At 61.1% G+C, this 16524-nt stretch carries 16 protein-coding genes; 10 read left to right on the top strand and 6 right to left on the bottom strand.

The features are described from left to right. Nucleotides 1-59 precede the first annotated feature (59 nt). Both tgt and ACTQWD_RS05920 read left to right on the top strand, forming a co-directional pair. Nucleotides 60-1199 carry a tRNA guanosine(34) transglycosylase Tgt gene (tgt, locus tag ACTQWD_RS05925; RefSeq protein WP_154515785.1) on the top strand — a complete coding sequence of 380 codons (1140 nt, stop codon included), beginning with the start codon at nt 60-62 and terminating at the stop codon, nt 1197-1199. A 233-nt stretch (nt 1200-1432) separates the two neighbouring features. Continuing rightward, on the top strand, nt 1433-2191 hold the full coding sequence (locus ACTQWD_RS05920; RefSeq protein ID WP_441559507.1) for a TIGR00730 family Rossman fold protein: 759 nt from the start codon (nt 1433-1435) through the stop codon (nt 2189-2191). Nucleotides 2192-2378: 187 nt separating this feature from the next. Here ACTQWD_RS05920 and ACTQWD_RS05915 read toward each other — a convergent pair whose 3' ends face one another. Further along, nucleotides 2379-2537 carry a DegV family protein gene (locus ACTQWD_RS05915; RefSeq protein WP_427719572.1) on the bottom strand — a complete coding sequence of 53 codons (159 nt, stop codon included), beginning with the start codon at nt 2535-2537 and terminating at the stop codon, nt 2379-2381. Nucleotides 2538-2693: 156 nt separating this feature from the next. Between ACTQWD_RS05915 and ACTQWD_RS05910 the strand changes: the two genes are divergently transcribed. From ACTQWD_RS05910 to ACTQWD_RS05875, 8 genes are all read left to right on the top strand, one after another. Further along, nucleotides 2694-3356, top strand: coding sequence for an HAD hydrolase-like protein (locus tag ACTQWD_RS05910; protein WP_441559506.1), 663 nt, complete (start codon nt 2694-2696; stop codon nt 3354-3356). Nucleotides 3357-3410: 54 nt separating this feature from the next. Further along, nucleotides 3411-4847: a M20 family metallopeptidase gene (locus ACTQWD_RS05905; RefSeq protein WP_441559505.1), complete on the top strand. Its 1437-nt coding sequence runs from the start codon at nt 3411-3413 to the stop codon at nt 4845-4847. Between the two features lie 292 nt (nt 4848-5139). Beyond that, nucleotides 5140-6075, top strand: a complete 936-nt coding sequence (locus tag ACTQWD_RS05900; RefSeq protein ID WP_154515770.1) for a phosphate ABC transporter substrate-binding protein — start codon at nt 5140-5142, stop codon at nt 6073-6075. A 24-nt stretch (nt 6076-6099) separates the two neighbouring features. Beyond that, nucleotides 6100-7008: a phosphate ABC transporter permease subunit PstC gene (pstC, locus tag ACTQWD_RS05895; protein ID WP_427719566.1), complete on the top strand. Its 909-nt coding sequence runs from the start codon at nt 6100-6102 to the stop codon at nt 7006-7008. Next, nucleotides 7001-7927, top strand: coding sequence for a phosphate ABC transporter permease PstA (gene pstA, locus ACTQWD_RS05890; protein ID WP_441559504.1), 927 nt, complete (start codon nt 7001-7003; stop codon nt 7925-7927). The genes pstC and pstA overlap by 8 nt, the downstream gene beginning before the upstream one ends. Then, nucleotides 7924-8796: a phosphate ABC transporter ATP-binding protein PstB gene (pstB, locus tag ACTQWD_RS05885; protein ID WP_427719562.1), complete on the top strand. Its 873-nt coding sequence runs from the start codon at nt 7924-7926 to the stop codon at nt 8794-8796. The genes pstA and pstB overlap by 4 nt, the downstream gene beginning before the upstream one ends. Before the next feature lie 297 nt (nt 8797-9093). After that, nucleotides 9094-10953 (top strand): ABC-F family ATP-binding cassette domain-containing protein, encoded by a 1860-nt coding sequence (locus tag ACTQWD_RS05880; protein WP_441559503.1) that lies wholly within the window; start codon nt 9094-9096, stop codon nt 10951-10953. 6 nt (nt 10954-10959) lie between these two features. After that, nucleotides 10960-11730 (top strand): Cof-type HAD-IIB family hydrolase, encoded by a 771-nt coding sequence (locus tag ACTQWD_RS05875; RefSeq protein ID WP_441559502.1) that lies wholly within the window; start codon nt 10960-10962, stop codon nt 11728-11730. Nucleotides 11731-11828: 98 nt separating this feature from the next. Here the strand turns inward: ACTQWD_RS05875 and ACTQWD_RS05870 are convergent, their stop codons facing one another. The 5 genes from ACTQWD_RS05870 to ACTQWD_RS05850 all read right to left on the bottom strand — a co-directional run bounded on the left by ACTQWD_RS05870 (nt 11829) and on the right by ACTQWD_RS05850 (nt 16133). Continuing rightward, nucleotides 11829-13781, bottom strand: a complete 1953-nt coding sequence (locus tag ACTQWD_RS05870) for a heavy metal translocating P-type ATPase (RefSeq protein WP_441559501.1) — start codon at nt 13779-13781, stop codon at nt 11829-11831. Nucleotides 13782-13880: 99 nt separating this feature from the next. Further along, nucleotides 13881-14099, bottom strand: a complete 219-nt coding sequence (locus tag ACTQWD_RS05865; protein WP_195363207.1) for a cation transporter — start codon at nt 14097-14099, stop codon at nt 13881-13883. Between the two features lie 63 nt (nt 14100-14162). Continuing rightward, a complete protein-coding gene (locus ACTQWD_RS05860) occupies nt 14163-14531 on the bottom strand; it encodes an ArsR/SmtB family transcription factor (protein WP_427747430.1) in 369 nt (122 codons plus the stop codon). A 411-nt stretch (nt 14532-14942) separates the two neighbouring features. Next, entirely contained in the window at nt 14943-15344 is a 402-nt protein-coding gene (locus ACTQWD_RS05855; RefSeq protein ID WP_441559500.1) for a hypothetical protein, read from the bottom strand. A gap of 57 nt (nt 15345-15401) precedes the next feature. Beyond that, nucleotides 15402-16133 (bottom strand): hypothetical protein, encoded by a 732-nt coding sequence (locus tag ACTQWD_RS05850; protein ID WP_441559499.1) that lies wholly within the window; start codon nt 16131-16133, stop codon nt 15402-15404. Between the last annotated feature and the right edge of the window lie 391 nt (nt 16134-16524).

Below are 16524 nucleotides of genomic sequence, written 5' to 3'. Positions count from 1 at the left end.
CGCCTGCCGCGGTCTTTATAATGGTTTGCGTATGAACCGCAACCAAGGAGTTCCAGTTTATGGACCAGAGCCTATTTAAATTCGACTTGATCGCCGAGGATCCGACGACGCATGCGCGTGCCGGCGTGCTGCACACCCCGCACGGCGACATCGAGACGCCGATCTTTATGCCCGTGGGCACCAAGGCAAACGTCAAGGGCATTCCTGCCGAGACTGTCAAGCAGCTCGGCGCCCAGATCGTGCTCGCCAATACCTATCACCTGTCCATGCGCCCCGGCGAGGATACCATCGCCGAGTTGGGTGGCCTGCACAAGTTTATGAACTGGCATGGCCCCATCCTCACTGATTCCGGCGGTTTCCAGGTGTTCAGCCACAACGACGCCGTCAAGCTCACCGACGAGGGCGTGCGCTTTATCGTCAACGACTACGACGGCCGCCACGTGTTCTGGACGCCCGAGGACAACATGGAAATCGCCATGAAGCTCGGCTCCGACATCTGCATGCAGCTCGACCAGTGCCCGGGCTATCCCGCCACGCGCGCCTACGTTGAGCGCGCCGTTGAGCTGTCGAGCATGTGGGCCGAGCGTTGCTATAAGGCGCATACCCGCGACGACCAGGCGCTCTTTGGCATCGTTCAGGGTGGCATGCATCTGGACCTGCGCCTGCGTTCGCTGCGCCATCTGGAGGAGTGCGGTGACTTCCCCGGTTACGGCATTGGCGGCTACTCGGTGGGCGAGGACCACGAGACCATGTTTGAGACGCTGGCACCGCTCGCGAGCGAGTACATGCCCAAACATAAGCCGCGCTACCTGATGGGCGTCGGCAACCCGACGACGCTCGTGCGTGGTGTAGGCGTGGGCATCGACATGTTCGACTGCGTGCTGCCGACGCGCACCGGCCGCATGGGGACGGCGTTTTCGAGCGAGGGTCGCCTTAACTTCCGCAATGCCCGCTTTGCGCACGACGACGGCCCCATCGATCCCACCTGTACCTGCCCGGTGTGCACGGGCGGTTACAGCCGTGCGCTCATTCGCCACATGGTCACGCAGAAGGAGATGCTCGGCGGCATTTTGCTTTCGATGCACAACATCTACTACCTGCTCAACCTTATGCAGCGTGCCCGCCAGGCCATTATCGAGGGCCACTACGGTGCGTTCGTGAGCGACTGGATGAACAGCCCCGCGGCAGTGGATTACTAAGAGCTGCGGGTGCGCTTACGGGGGCGCTCGCGCGGTGTCGAGGCTACGCGCCAATCGACCGTGCGTAGCCGGCGCCGGGCATCGCATGCGTCGGCATCGGTTGCACGACCTCTGACCGATGCCTTGCAAGCGCTTGATGCATCGTGGGTACCATACCGAATGGTTGATGTTCGGGCGGGTGTTTGACGCATGGCGTCGACCCCGCCCGTTTCTATTTTCGATAGGAGTATCCCATGATTAAGAATGAGAACGTCGAGGGCGAGCCGGCCTACAACGAGACGTACCGACGCGGCCCCGTGGTTATGCGCGGCCCTATGATTCCTAAGGACAACACCTACGCCAACCTGCTGGCGCCCGAGGACTCGACTGACTGGTTGCACGCCGACCCGTGGCGTGTGCTGCGCATTCAGGCCGAGTTTGTCGATGGCTTCGGCGCGCTTGCCGAGCTCGGGCCCGCGGTGACCATCTTCGGCAGTGCCCGCACGCCCAAGACCGATCCGCTCTACAAGGCGGCGCGCACGGTCGGCCGCAAGATCGCGCAGCGCGGCGTGGCGGTTATCACCGGCGGTGGTCCTGGCATTATGGAGGCGGCCAACAGGGGAGCGGCGAGCGCCAACGGCAAGTCGGTCGGCTTGGGTATTGAGCTTCCGCACGAGCATGGGCTCAATAAATACGTGAATCTCGGCATGGACTTCCGTTACTTCTTTGTGCGCAAGACTATGTTTGTCAAATACAGCTCGGGTGCCATCGTGTTTCCCGGTGGTTTTGGTACGCTCGACGAGATGTTTGAGGTGCTCACGCTGGTGCAGACGCACAAGGTCAAGCGCATGCCGCTTGTTTTGGTGGGCAGCGAATACTGGCAGGGCCTGTTCGACTGGCTCAACGGCCCGGTGATGGATGCCGGCATGATCAGCCCACTCGATCCAGACCTCGTCCACATCACCGATGACCTCAACGAGGCCGTCGATGTTGTCCTGAGCGGGCTGATGTAGGGTAGGTAAAATGGGACGGGGCTAAAAAGACTGGTCTGAAACGTTTGATATCAGTCTTTTTGGCCCCGTCCCAAATGAACTGCTTCTAAGTTGCGGTGGAATAGGGATTGGTTGGCGACGATGCGCTTAGCGCCACGACCCTTTTTGATCGCCTTGATCTCGCCCGATTTCCACCCCGGCGAAACGGTCAGGCGAATATTGAGCATCTGCGTGAGCTGGCCTGCACCTGGTCGAGCAGGTCTTCGCCTTCGATAATCACATGAAGTGGAATCACGTAAATGCCGAGCTCTTGGGCGCGGGCGGGGGAGATGTCCGACGTGGAGTCGGTTATGATGGCAAAAGACATAATTGCACCTTTCGTTGGGGCGCTTGCGCGTCGCCTTCTGAGAGCAAAGTGCGACAAGTATAGTAGAGTCGCTCCACATTGCTAGGTTCAATTGTTGAATAGTCAACAGTTTGAAGTGTCGGTGTGGAAATCGTCAACTGGGGAAGAGGGATGTCGATGGAGGCACTGGAGATATGCAAGCGGCCGGTCGTGCTGTTTGATTTTGACGGCACGGTGGCCGATACGGGCCGTGCGGTGATGACCTCGACGCGTAAAACGCTGGCTGCGCGCGGGTTTTCTGAGGCGCATATGGGTGACCTGCGCCGTATGATCGGGCCTCCGTTGTGGAAGAGCTTCCACGACTTTTACGGCTTCTCGCGCGAGGAGTCGCTTGTGGTGGCCGACGAGTACCGTGCCTTTTTTGATGAGCTGGGACCGGAAGAGTACCCCGTGTTCGATGGAATCCCCGAACTGCTCGATGGCCTGGCCGCCCAGGGGCATCACTTGGCCGTGGCGACGTCGCGCATGGAGGCAAAGTGCATCGACATGGTGGGCGAGCTGGGGCTTTCGCAGTTTGAGGCGGTGGTCGGTATGAATCCGCCGCAGGGGCGCGAGACCAAGGCCGATTCGGTTCGCGATGCCCTAGCGGCGCTCGGCGCGATGGCGGACGATGCCGTGATGATCGGCGACCGCTTTAACGATGTGGAGGGCGCGCACGCAAGGGGCGTGCCGTGCATTGGCATCTATTCGGGCGCGGCGGCGCCGGGCGAGCACGAGGCGGCGGGTGCCGATGCAGTGGTGCACTCGGTGGCCGAGCTTGCTAAACTTTTCGCCATCTAATGACGTTATGCGAGGGGCGCGTGTGGCCGTCGCTCATTGGTAAGGAGGTCGTCCATGAATCAGGTGGAGCAGAGCGTTACCGAGTATGTCGACGAGATCTGGGAAGATGTCGTTGCCGATATCGAGCGGCTGGTGAGCTATCCGTCCGTGGCCGTTGCTGCCCATGCGGAGCCCGGTGCGCCGTTTGGCCGCCCGGTCCGTGATGCGCTCGATTGTGCGCTCGGCATTGCGCAAAAGCTCGGCTACCAGACGAGCGACGACGAGGGCTATGTGGGCATCGCCGACATTCCCGGCCGCGGCGATAAGCAGCTTGCGACCATCTGCCATGTGGATGTGGTGCCCGCCGGTCCCGGTTGGAACACCGACCCGTTTGCGATGGAGCGCCGCGAGGGCTGGCTGCTCGGTCGTGGCGTGATCGACGACAAGGGCCCGGCCGTGTTGTCGCTCTACGCCGGTGCCTACCTGATCAAGCACGGCATTGTGCCGCGCTATACCTTCCGCGCGCTGCTGGGCTGCGATGAGGAAGTGGGCATGTCCGACGTTCACCATTATCTGGAGAACCACGCAGACCCCGACTTTTTGTTTACGCCCGATGCCGAGTTCCCGGTCTGCAATGCCGAGAAGGGCCAGTTTGGGGCGACGTTTGTGAGCTCCAAGATCGACGGCGGGCGCATCGTATCGTGGAGCGGTGCCGAGGCGAGCAACGCCATTCCGTCGCAGTCTATCTGCGAGCTCGCGATTGCCGCCGATGCGCTGCCGGCGCCCGTTGAGAACTCCGACCGCCTGGAGATCACGGCGCTCGATAACGGGCATGCGCGGATTTTCGCCCACGGTATTGGCGGTCACGCTTCGATGCCCGAGGGAACGATCAATGCCGTCGGCCTCATCGTGGCGTATCTGCGCGAGGCCGAGGACGCGTTTGGTGCACGCGACGAGCGCCTGCTGACGCCCGCCGAGCACGAGTTTGTCAAGTTTCTGACCTTTGTACATGCGGATGCCTATGGCCACGGCCTGGGTATCGACGCGACGAGCCCGGCGTTTGGCCCGCTCACGTGCAACCCCGGTGTTATCCGTGTGATGGATGGCCATATTGAGCAGGTCATCGACGTACGTTTCCCCGACAGCACGAGCGCCGATACCATCTGCGAGCAGCTCGATCCGCTCGTGGGCCGCTTTGGCGTGACGTGCCGTGTGGGTCGTGCAAAGGTGCCGTTCTCGGTGTCCGCCGACGATCCGGCCGTGAAGGCGCTTATTGATACCTATAACGAGTTTACGGGCAAGCATGCCGAGCCCTTTGCCATGGGCGGCGGCACGTACGCGCGCAACTTTGCCCGCGCCGTGTCGTTTGGCCCCGAGGAAACCGGCCTGGAGCTGCCCGCATGGGGCGGCCAGATGCACGGCCCCAACGAGTGCGCCAACGAGGAACAGCTCAAGCAGGCGCTCAAGATCTACATCGTGGCGATTTTGCGCTTGAATGAATTAGAGCTTTAAGGTTACGCGGTTTCCTAATCTAAGTTGCGATGGAATAGTTCCTAGAATGGGCCATTTGATGGCCAAGCAGGAACTATTTCACCGCAACTTTGTTTTTATTGGTGTAAAGGCGGGCCATGCTTGGGGGCGGGTTTGTTATTCGTTTGTAAAGCCGAGTCGCGCTCGCGGTAAGGGTCTATCAAATGCCCGTAAGAATCCGCAGTTGGCGCGGGCACCGCCCGATCGAGGCCGTATCTTTCCAAACAGCAAAGCGGGCAGGGTGCCCGCGAGTCGCATGTATGAAAGGAAGATCATGCTCGATCAGGCTTATTCTCGTCGTCAGTTCCTCGGCCTCGCTGGTGGTCTTGCCAGCTTCGTGGGCCTCGGCCTCGTTGGTTGCGGCGGCGCAGGCGCTTCCAACGCCGCCGACAAGGGCAGCGCCGCTGCCGAGTCCGTCTCCGGCGAGGTGACCTACGACGGCGCCTCCTCGTTCCAGGCTCTCGTCGAGGCCGCTGCCGAGAAGTTCATGGACGCCAACCCGGACGTCTCCGTCTCTGGCTCGGGCAACGGTTCGGGCAAGGGCCTGACCGCCGTTGCCGCCGGTACCGTTACCATCGGTAACTCCGACGTCTTCGCCGAGACCAAGCTCGAGGCCGACCAGGTCAAGAACCTCGTCGACCACGAGGTCGCCGTCGTGGGCATGGGTCCCGTCGTCTCCAAGAACGTGAAGGTCGACGACTTGTCCCTCGAGCAGCTCAAGGGCATCTTCTCCGGCCAGATCACCAACTGGAAGGAGGTCGGCGGCGACGACGCCACCATCGTCGTTCTCAACCGCAAGGCCGGCTCCGGCACCCGCGCCACCTTCGAGGCCGCCGTCTTTGGTGACGAGGCCGTCGACTTTAAGGGCGACGCCGAGCTCGACAAGTCCGGCGACGTCCAGACTCAGATGGCCAGCACCGACAACGCCATCTCCTACCTCGACTTCTCGCACTTCGACGACTCCAAGTTCAACGCCATCAAGGTCGAGGGCGTGGAGCCCAAGAGCGCAAACGTCACCGACGACTCCTTTAAGATCTGGGCGACCGAGCACATGTACTGCGCAAAGGACGCCGACGATGCCACCAAGGCCTTCCTGGAGTTCATGCTTTCCGACGACGTCCAGGGCAAACTTGTCGAGGAGCAGGGCTTTATCCCCGTCTCTGCCATGAAGGTCGTCAAGGACGCCAGCGGCAAGGTCTCCGCTAAATAAGTAATCGCCCCGGAAAGGTTTGCAATGGCAAAACAGCTGCCAAAGCGCGACCTTGAGAACGTGGGCCTGGGCGTCACGGGCGCGTGCGTAGCGCTCGTGACGCTTGTCGTTGCCGCGCTCATCTTTATGGTCGCCCAAAAGGGCCTCTCGGCTTTTCTCAAGGACGGCGTTTCGGTCGTCGAGTTCTTTACCGGCACCAAGTGGGACCTGGCCAACACGGCCGAAAACGGCCTGCCCTATACCGGCGCCCTGCCCCTGATCGTCACCTCGTTTGCGGTCATGGTGCTCTCCACGCTTATCGCGCTGCCCATCGCCATCGGCTCTGCTATCTTTGCGGTCGAGATTAGCCCTAAGTTTGGCTCCAAGGTGTTTCAGCCGCTTATTGAGCTTTTGACCGGCATTCCCTCGGTCGTCTTTGGCCTGGTCGGCTTTCACGTGGTCGTCGGTCTTATGAAGAGCGTTTTCCACGTGAGCACGGGCCTGGGCATCTTGCCCGGCGCCATTGTGCTGGCCGTCATGATCTTGCCGACGATGACCACCCTTTCGGTCGATGGCCTGCGTGCCGTGCCCGATAGCTACCGTCAGGGTTCGCTCGCGCTGGGCTACACCCGCTGGCAGACCATCTGGCACGTGGTACTCAAATCCGCCATGCCGTCGCTCATGACCGCGGTCATCCTTGGCATGACCCGCGCCTTTGGCGAGACGCTCGCCGTGCGCATGGTTATCGGCGGTATCGAGGCCATGCCGACGTCGCTGCTGTCGCCGGCCTCCACCATCACCACCACGCTCACCACGTCCATGGCGGTCTATGCCGAGGGCTCTGCCCAAGACGATGTCCTGTGGGCGCTCGGTCTGCTGCTGATGGGCATGAGCCTCATCTTTATCCTGATCATCCACCTTATCGGCCGCAAGGGGGCGAAGGCTCGTGGCTAGCACGCGCATTCATATCGACGAGACGAGACTCAGGCGCGTCCAAAAACAGGACCGCATCGCCACGGGCGTGCTGACGGCAATCGTCGCCATCGTCATGCTCATCGTCGTCTCCATGGTGGCCTATATTCTGTTCGAGGGCATCTCGACGCTGTTCCAGCCGGGCTTTCTCACGCAGCCCGCGCGCGCCAACGGAACCCAGGGCGGCGTGCTCTATCAGCTGTTCGACTCGTTCTATCTGCTGCTGATCACCCTAGGTATCTCCGTGCCCATCAGCTTGGGCGGCGCGGTTTTCCTGGTTGAGTACGCGCCGGACGGCCCCATCCGCGACATCGCCTCCACCGCCATCGAGACGCTGTCCTCGCTGCCTTCCATCGTCGTCGGCATGTTCGGCTTTCTGGTGTTCTCGGTGCAGCTGGGCTGGAAGTACTCCATCATCTCCGGCGCCGTCGCGCTCACCATGTTCAACATCCCCATCCTGGTGCGCGTGATCCAGCAGGCGCTCGAGGACGTGCCGCAGGCCCAGCGCGATGCGTGCCTGGCTATGGGCCTCACCCGCTGGGAGGCCACGCTGCACATCCTGATCCCCGAGGCCATGCCCGCCATCGTGACCGGTATCGTGCTTTCGGCCGGCCGCGTGTTTGGCGAGGCGGCAGCACTGCTCTTTACCTCGGGCATGAGCTCGCCGGTGCGTCTGAACTTCTTGAGCTTTAACCTGTCGAGTCCCACTTGCGCCTGGAACGTGTTCCGCCCCGGTGAGTCGCTCGCCGTGCACATCTATAAGATCTACGGCGAGGGCAGCCCCGAGGTACAGCAGATTGTTTGGGGCACCGCGGCACTGCTGATGATCTGCGTGCTGCTGTTTAACGTAGTCGCCCGTATCGTGGGCAAGCAACTGGCAAGGAGGATGACGGCCGAATGAGCGAGATAAATGCAACGCCCGCAACCGAGGCGGCCGCGTCCGAGACCCAGGACTTTTTGTCGAGCGTGGGGGAGAGCGAGAAGCGCGTGCGCGTAAGCGGCAAAGCCGTGAGCGACGAGGTCGTGCTTTCCACCAAGGACGTCAACGTTTACTATGGCGACCACCATGCGCTGCACGATACGTCGCTCGACTTTCACAAGGGCGAGATCACGGCGCTCATCGGGCCTTCGGGCTGCGGTAAGTCGACCTTTTTGCGCAGCCTCAACCTTATGAATCGCGAGATTCGCGGCTGCCGCGTGGAGGGCGAGATCAACTACCGCGGGCGCAACGTGAACACCAAGACCGAGAACACCTACGAGCTGCGTCGATCCATTGGCATGGTGTTCCAGCAGCCCAACCCCTTTCGCAAGTCTATTCGCGACAACATCACGTTTGCGCCCAAACGCCACGGCATTACTGACCGCGACGAGCTCGATCGCATGGTCGAGGAAAGCCTGCGCGGCGCGGCGCTGTGGGACGAGGTCAAGGACAAGCTCGACAAGAGCGCCTACGCGCTTTCGGGCGGCCAGCAGCAACGCCTGTGCATTGCGCGCACGCTGGCGCTCAATCCCGATGTGATTCTGTTTGACGAGCCCTGCTCGGCGCTCGACCCCATCTCGACGCTGGCAATCGAGGACCTGATGTCATCGATTGTTGCCGATCGCGCCATCGTCATCGTGACGCACAACATGGAGCAGGCGTCGCGCGTGTCCAACCGCACGGCGTTTTTCTACATGGGCGATATGGTCGAGTACGACGAGACCGACGAGATTTTCCAACGGCCCAAGGATAAGCGGCTGAATGATTACCTCACCGGCATGTTCTCCTAGTCCGGGACATGCTTGAGGCCCGCGGCGGCCATGGTTGCCGCGGGACTGATTGGAGAGGCGGGTCATCTCTTGCGGGAGATGGCCCGCCTTTTTGTGTCGTGTGCGGCCGTCGACCTACCAAAAAGGGACAGGTTTATTTTGGCAGGTTTAACGTTTTACCACGGAGTGCCCTTGGACTGCTCTGACGTTTGCCCAGATAAAACCTGCCAAAATAAACCTGTCCCTTTTTGGTAGGTTTTGGGGTGGGGCTCGCTGCTATCATGGACAACGTTGAATTTCTACGAAGGAGCAGGGCATATGGCGATTCTTTTGGGATGCGATTCCGTCAGCCTAGAGTTTCCCACCAAGCATATTTTCGATAGCGTGACGCTCGGCGTGGACGAGGGCGACCGCATTGGCATCGTCGGTAAAAACGGCGACGGCAAGTCGACGCTGCTGAGCGTGCTCGCCGGCACACTGGAGCCCGACGACGGCCGCGTGACGCATCGCCGCGACACGACGATTGGTTTGCTCGGCCAAAAGGACAATCTGGTCGATACCGACACCGTGCATCATGCCGTCGTCGGCGACACGCCCGAGTACGAATGGGCCTCGAGCCCGCGTATGCGCCAGATCCTGGCCGGCCTTATTAGCGATGTGCCCTGGGAGGGCACGGTGGGCGAGCTTTCGGGCGGTCAGCGCCGCCGCGTGGACCTCGCGCGCCTGCTGATCGGCGACTACGATGTGCTCATGCTCGACGAGCCCACGAACCATCTGGATATGCGCACCATCAACTGGCTCGCGCGCCACTTAAAGGCCCGCTGGCAGCGCGGCCAGGGCGCCATGCTCGTGGTCACGCACGACCGTTGGTTCTTGGACGAGGTCTGCACCAGCATGTGGGAGGTCCACGACGGCCAGGTCGATCCCTTCGAGGGCGGCTACTCCGCGTATATCCTTCAGCGCGTAGAGCGCGACCGCATGGCCGCCGTTACCGAGGAGCGCCGTCGCAACATGGCGCGCAAGGAGCTCGCGTGGCTGAGCCGCGGCGCACAGGCGCGCTCCACCAAGCCCAAGTTTCGTGTGGAGGCCGCTCGCGAGCTCATCGCCGACGTGCCGCCCGTGCGCGACGAGCTGGAGCTCAAGCGCCTGGCGGTGAGTCGCCTGGGCAAGCAGGTTATTGACGTGGTCGACGTGGACGCCGGCTATGCCGATACCGACGGCGCGCCCAAGCAAGTGCTCTCCGACGTGACCTGGCTCATCGGTGCGGGCGACCGCTATGGTCTTTTGGGCGAGAACGGCGCCGGCAAGTCCACACTGCTCGATGTGATTCAGGGCAAGATCGCGCCCCTGCGCGGCCGCGTGAAGATTGGCCAGACGGTGCGCTTTGGCGTGCTGTCGCAGCAGCTCGAGGAGCTCGAGCCCTACATGGGCGACACGATCCGCGAGGTGCTCAGCAACTACAAGAAGTACTACGTTATCGATGGCAAGGAGACCTCGCCCGAGAAGCTCTGCGAGCGTCTGGGCTTTACGACGCAGCAGCTCTGGAGTCGTATCGGCGATCTTTCGGGCGGACAGCGCCGTCGCCTGTCGCTGCTGCTGACAATCCTGGACGAGCCCAATGTGCTCATCCTGGACGAGCCCGGCAACGACCTGGATACCGACATGCTGGCGATTGTCGAGGACCTGCTCGATGGTTGGCCCGGCACGTTGATTCTGGTAACGCATGACCGCTTTTTGATGGAGCGCGTGACCGACCAGCAGTGGGCGCTGCTCGACGGCCACCTGACGCACATGCCCGGCGGCGTCGACCAGTACCTGCGCCTGTGCAATGCCACCGCCGAGGGCGAGCCCGTGGGTGCGCCGAGCGCCAAGACCGGCACGTTCGACACCGGTGCCGCGGCAGCTGCGGCCGAAAAGCCCAAGGCGAGCGGTCAGCCCAATGGCCTTTCCAACGCCGAGCGCCAGAAGCTCCGCCGCGAGGTGAGCTCGCTCGAGCGCAAGATGGAGACGCAGCGCGCTCGCGTGGAGGAGGCCGAGGCCGCGATGGCTCAGGCCGACCCCACCAATTACACGGCGCTGGGCGAGCAACAGGCAAAGATCGACGAGGCTCACGCCGCTATGGACGAGCTGGAGATGGCGTGGCTCGAGGCAAGCGAGAAGCTCGAGGGCGAGGAGTAGACGAGGATGATCAAAGCCGCGTTTTTCGATATCGACGGCACGCTATTGAGCTTTAAGACGCACCGGATTCCGGCGTCGGCGCAGCAAGTGCTCGACAGCTTTCACGAGCAGGGGATTGCGTGCGTGATCGCCACGGGCCGTCCGACCTACCAGATGCCCGATTGGCTGTTCGATCTTGGTTGGGATGCGTATATTACGCTTTCGGGCCAGCACTGCTTTGATGCCGAGGGCGTCTACCGCAGCTGCCCGATTGATCCGGACGACGTCGCAGTGATTGTGGACCAGGTGGCCGAGGGGCGCTATGACTCACTGTGCATGCAGGGCGAGAACTCGTTTGTGAACCGCCTGTCCGAGCGCGTGGTGACGGCCGGCAACAACGCGGGAATCGTCTACCACGAGGAGCCGTTTGAGCACGCCTTCGATGCGCCGGTTTACCAGTTCTGCGCCTTTGTGGATCCTGCCGACGAGCATATCGTGACCGATGCCGTGTCGCATTCGCTCACCACGCGCTGGTGCGACCTGTTCTGCGATATTATTCCGGCAGACGGCGGCAAGGACCTGGGCGTGGCGGCGACGTTGGAGCGTCTGGGCATCGACGCGAGCGAGGCGATCGCCTTTGGCGATGGCGAGAACGACCTGTCGATGTTTGCCGCCGTGGGTACGAGCGTGGCCATGGGCAACGCGCAAGACACGGTAAAGGCTGCGGCGAGCTACGTGACGACCGCCGTGGACGACGACGGAATTTACAACGCCGCAAAGCACTTTGGGCTGCTATAGCTGCGGCTCGGCACTTGGGGACGTTCCTTTTCTGCCGGCAGTTGGGGACGCCCCTTGCGCGTGGTGTGCCGCGTCGCCCGGCCGGACAGCCACGCATGCTACAGGTTCTTGACACCCATCGCGCGCATGGCGTTCAGGATGGCGATGATCGCCACGCCTACGTCGCCGAACACGGCGAGCCACATGTTGGCGATGCCGAGCGCCGCGAGCACCAGAATCAGCAACTTAATGCCCAGCGCAAAGATGATGTTCTGCCAAACAATCGTCATGGTCTTGCGAGCCACGCGGATCGCGCGGGAAATGTTGGACGGCTTGTCGTCCATCAGTACAACGTCCGCTGCCTCGATTGCGGCATCGGACCCCATGGCGCCCATGGCGATGCCAACGTCTGCGCGGGTGAGCACGGGCGCATCGTTGATTCCGTCGCCCACAAAGGCGAGCTTGCCCTTGCCCGATTCGGTCGCCAGCAATGCCTCGACGCGCTCGACCTTGTCTCCTGGCAGAAGCTGCGCGTGGAACTCATCGAGTCCCAACTGCTTTGCCACGGCGGCGGCCACTTCCTCGCGGTCTCCCGTGAGCATGACGGTGCGCTTGACGCCGGCGGCGTGCAGCTCGCGAATCGTTTGCTCGGCATCGGCTTTGACGGTGTCGGCAATTACGATGTGACCGGCATAGACGTCATCGACCAGCACATGGAGGATAGTGCCGACGACCTCACAGTCCGGTGTTTCAACGCCGGACGCGGCGAGCATCTTGGCGTTGCCGACGACGACGTGCTTGCCGTCGATGTTCGCCGTCACGCCGTGGCCCGCGTCGTTGGCGGATTCGCATACACGCTTGGGGTCGAGTTGGCCCTGGAAGGCGGCGCGCACCGACTGCGCGATGGGGTGGTCGGAGAACGACTCGGCGAGGGCTGCGACTTCAAGCAGCGATTGCTCGGTATAGCCGCCCTCAGGGTGCACCGCGACGACCGAGAACGTGCCGTTGGTGAGCGTGCCGGTTTTGTCGAAGACGACGGTATCCACATCGGCGAGCGCCTCGAGGTAGTTGGAGCCCTTGATGAGAACTCCCAGCTTGGACGCGCCGCCGATGCCGCCAAAGAAGCTCAGCGGCACGCTAATTACGAGTGCGCACGGGCAGCTGACGACGAGGAAGGTCAGGCCGCGCAGGATCCAATCGGACCAGGCACCGGTCACCAGGCCGCCGCCGAGCGCGAGCACCGCTGCCGCGCCGGTGACGGCGGGCGTGTAGACGCGGGCGAACCGTGTGATGAAGTTTTCGGTGCGTGCTTTCTTCTCGCTGGCGTTTTCCACAAGCTCCAGGACGCGCGCGACGGTGGACTCGCCAAAGGGTTTGGTGGTGCGCACGCGGATAAGACCCGTCATGTTGATGCAGCCGCTGATGATATCGTCGCCGGTCTTGGCGGTACGGGGGACTGACTCGCCGGTGAGGGCGGCGGTGTCGAGCTGTGTCTCGCCATCGACGATAACGCCGTCGATGGGCACGCGCTCGCCGGGCTTGATGACAATGACGGTGCCGACAGCGATGTCATCGGGAAAGACCTGCTCGAGCGTGCCGTCAGCCTGCTCAACGTTGGCGTAATCGGGCGCGATGTCCATCATGGCGCTGATCGACTTGCGGCTCTTGCCCACGGCGTAGGCCTGGAACAGCTCGCCGACCTGGTAGAACAACATAACGGCGGCGCCTTCGGCCATGTGCGGATCGGTATCGGGGAAGAGCACCATGGCAAACGCGCCGATGGTCGCGACGGCCATGAGAAAGCTCTCGTCGAACGCCTTGCCGCGGCGGATGTTACTGAATGCCTTTTGGAGCACGTCGTAGCCGGCAATCAAAAACGGCACGAGGAACAGCACAAAGCTGGCGTAGATGTTGCCTGGGGTGCCGAATGTGGCGGTGAGGGCGCCGAGCTCATCGAGGGCGTACACCACGACAAAAATACCCAGCGCTACCAGGATGCGGTTGCGTTTATGCTCGAGTGACTCTTTTTTCTTGCGCTTCTTCTTTTTCTTCTTGGGGTCGGCGGTGGCCATGACTCGTATCCTCCCATTTGAATGTATGAACACCCGCTCATATAACATCGCGACAAAGGCCGCGACAAGCGCGGCCTTGCGTATCAGCGTATGCGCAGGCTAGAGAATGATCTCGCAGTCCGGCTCGGCGTCGGCGGTGAACTCCACGACGCGATCAAGGACCTCGTCGAACTCAGCGTCGTCGGCCTCAAGCGTCAGCTTCTGGGTCATAAAGTTGACCGAAACGGATTTGACGCCCTCGAGCTTGGCGAGTTCGTCCTGAAGCTTACGCGCGCAGTTGGCGCAGTCGATCTCGTCGAGCTTGAACTGCTTTTTCATGATGGGTTCCTTTCCCTGTATTTGCGGCTTGGGTGCAGACCGCGCTGGTACCGTGGTTGGTCGCTATTCGCAGATGTGGCTCATGCCTTGGTTGAGCATGGTGTAGACATGATCGTCGGCGAGCGAGTAGAGGATGTTGCGCCCGTCGCGCCGGAATTTAACCAGGTGCGACTGTTTGAGCGTGCGCAGCTGGTGCGACACCGCGGACTGCGAGGTCGCAGTCGCCTCGGCGATGTCGGCCACGCAGAGTTCGCGGCCCATGAGAGCGTAGAGGATCTTGATACGCGTGGTGTCGCTGAAAACCTTGAACAAGTCGGCAAGGTCGTACAGCAGCTCCTCGTCGGGAAGGTCCTCGGGCGAGCAAGTGGTGGGGATGTCGGGCACGATGGCGGTGTCGATGTCGGTCCTTATTTCATCGGCGTGTTCGCTCATTGCAATATCCTTTCATATGAACATGTGCTCATATAACTTACTTCCGAGTATATGAGCGCATGTTCATATGTCAATATAATTTGCAAAATTTTTTGCTGTCGATTGGCCCCAGAGGCGGCTAAGGGCATTGGTTGGTGCTGATAAGGCCGCCGATGCCAACGTGGGTACCCTAGCGACGTGCAAAAAGGGGAGTTTTCAGCATCGACGAGGGGTTATTTATTGCATGATACGGCGTCGTTTGCCGCCACAGGGCTTTACTGGAGTGCAAATGGCAATAGATATTCCCCAGCTGTTGCCTAACTTACATCGAAAACAGCGGCTTCGGTGCAAAATGGGGCAATTCGGCCGCCCTCGGATACTCGGCTCTGCTGAAAACTCCCGTTTTTGCACGTCGCCGGGGTACCCACCCTGTCAGTCCGCCTCTGTTCTGGCCCCGTACACCCTGCCTTCGGGTGTGGAGGTGCTTGTTTGGGCGAACTCCGGGCAATCTAGCTCGATGACTTGCATGTCGTCGATGGCCGGGACATTGTTGATCGTCGGGTCGTCCAGCGAGATGCCCTCGAGCACTGCGCGCTCGAGCTCAAGTGCATTATCCTGCGCTGCGTCTTGACGGAGGAGCTCCTCAATACGCTTCTTTTCCTCGATAAATCTCCTGAGAACAAATTGTCGCAGCTCTTCTTGCTTGGTTGCGAAATCTTTGGGCAGGCGCGATGGGCGAATGCCCTCCTTTCGCTGGATTGCCTCCATAACCCTGGCGAAGGCGCTGGCGTGCATAAAGGAATAGCGACTGACGGTAATGATTCCGTAGCCCATGGACGCCAGCGCGTTCTTGCGCTCTTCGTCAATGGCGCGGTCTTCTTCGGCATCGTGCTAAAATCCGTTGTATTCGATGTCGGTTCGGGACCGCTTGAGATATGCATCCATATAGAACTTTTCGCGCCGCGTGAGATTCTTTGCAGCAGCTGTGACCTTTACTTCGTAGTCGGTCTCGATCTCGCTAATGCCAAGACCGCCCTCGCGCCTGGGTAGCGTGAGCATCATGACAAACGCCGTTTCCATCGGCGATCGGCATCCGTCCCGCACGCATTGGATGGCTTTTCGGGCAAGTTCGAGGCCCTTGCAGTCGATGAGGGAGTTAAAGAAATGTTTAAGGCTCGAAGTCGAGGTGAGCGCGAAGCGCTCGGTATAGGATGTCGAGGCATCGTGCCCAAGGGAATAGGCGCCACACAGTTCGAAGTAGTACTCCACAAGTTCTCGAAAGGGAAGATAGGTTGCGGCCTGAAGCGCACAGAGTTCGACGCCGACAATATAGATGTCGTCGGCAAGCTTGATAAAGCGCGAGCCCGCGAATCGCTTGGATGATACGTGGCACTTGCAGCCCGTCATGCTGCGCACGTTTGCGCGCTCGAACACCGTTGTATCGAGCGGGGCGTCGTTATCCAGAGCGACGTTGTGCCTGGCGAGCCAGTCGGCGGCAGAGTCGAGCAGCTCCTTGCTGGGGCGCGCCCCGTAGATCTTGGCAGGGCTGCAGGGCTCGGTGCCAATTGCGGATACCGAGTATGCGGCTTGGTAGACCGCTTTTGCCGTGTTATGTGAAAGCACGATACTCATACAGATAGCATGGCAGACCAGGCGGCGGGGTTCGCAATGAATGCCAAGGCAAAATGGCGCGGCATAACAAAAGCTGTCCAAGCGCTTGACGCCAATGATGGAGAAAGATGCTATTTGGAGCATTGTCGCAGCTCGCTGGCTACGCAGACCTCCACAACTGATGCTGGTCAGCATCATTTTGATGCAAAGGCGGCGTCAACAAAAATGTGCAATTTGGCTTGAACATGCGCAGATGAAGTTCTTGGTTATGCGGCGGCTAGACATCGGGGGCTGGAGGGCCATGTTGTACGGCGCGAAAAACGGGCCGATATCCGCTTGGACATCGGCCCGTTTTTGCGTCGCTTGAGAGGGGCGCCTCGGCGTGTCGCTTTTGCGTGGGGCG

This window comes from Collinsella sp. LCP19S3_B6, assembly GCF_052121815.1.
Taxonomy (GTDB): domain Bacteria; phylum Actinomycetota; class Coriobacteriia; order Coriobacteriales; family Coriobacteriaceae; genus Collinsella.
This window is presented reverse-complemented; position numbering and strand designations above follow the sequence as displayed.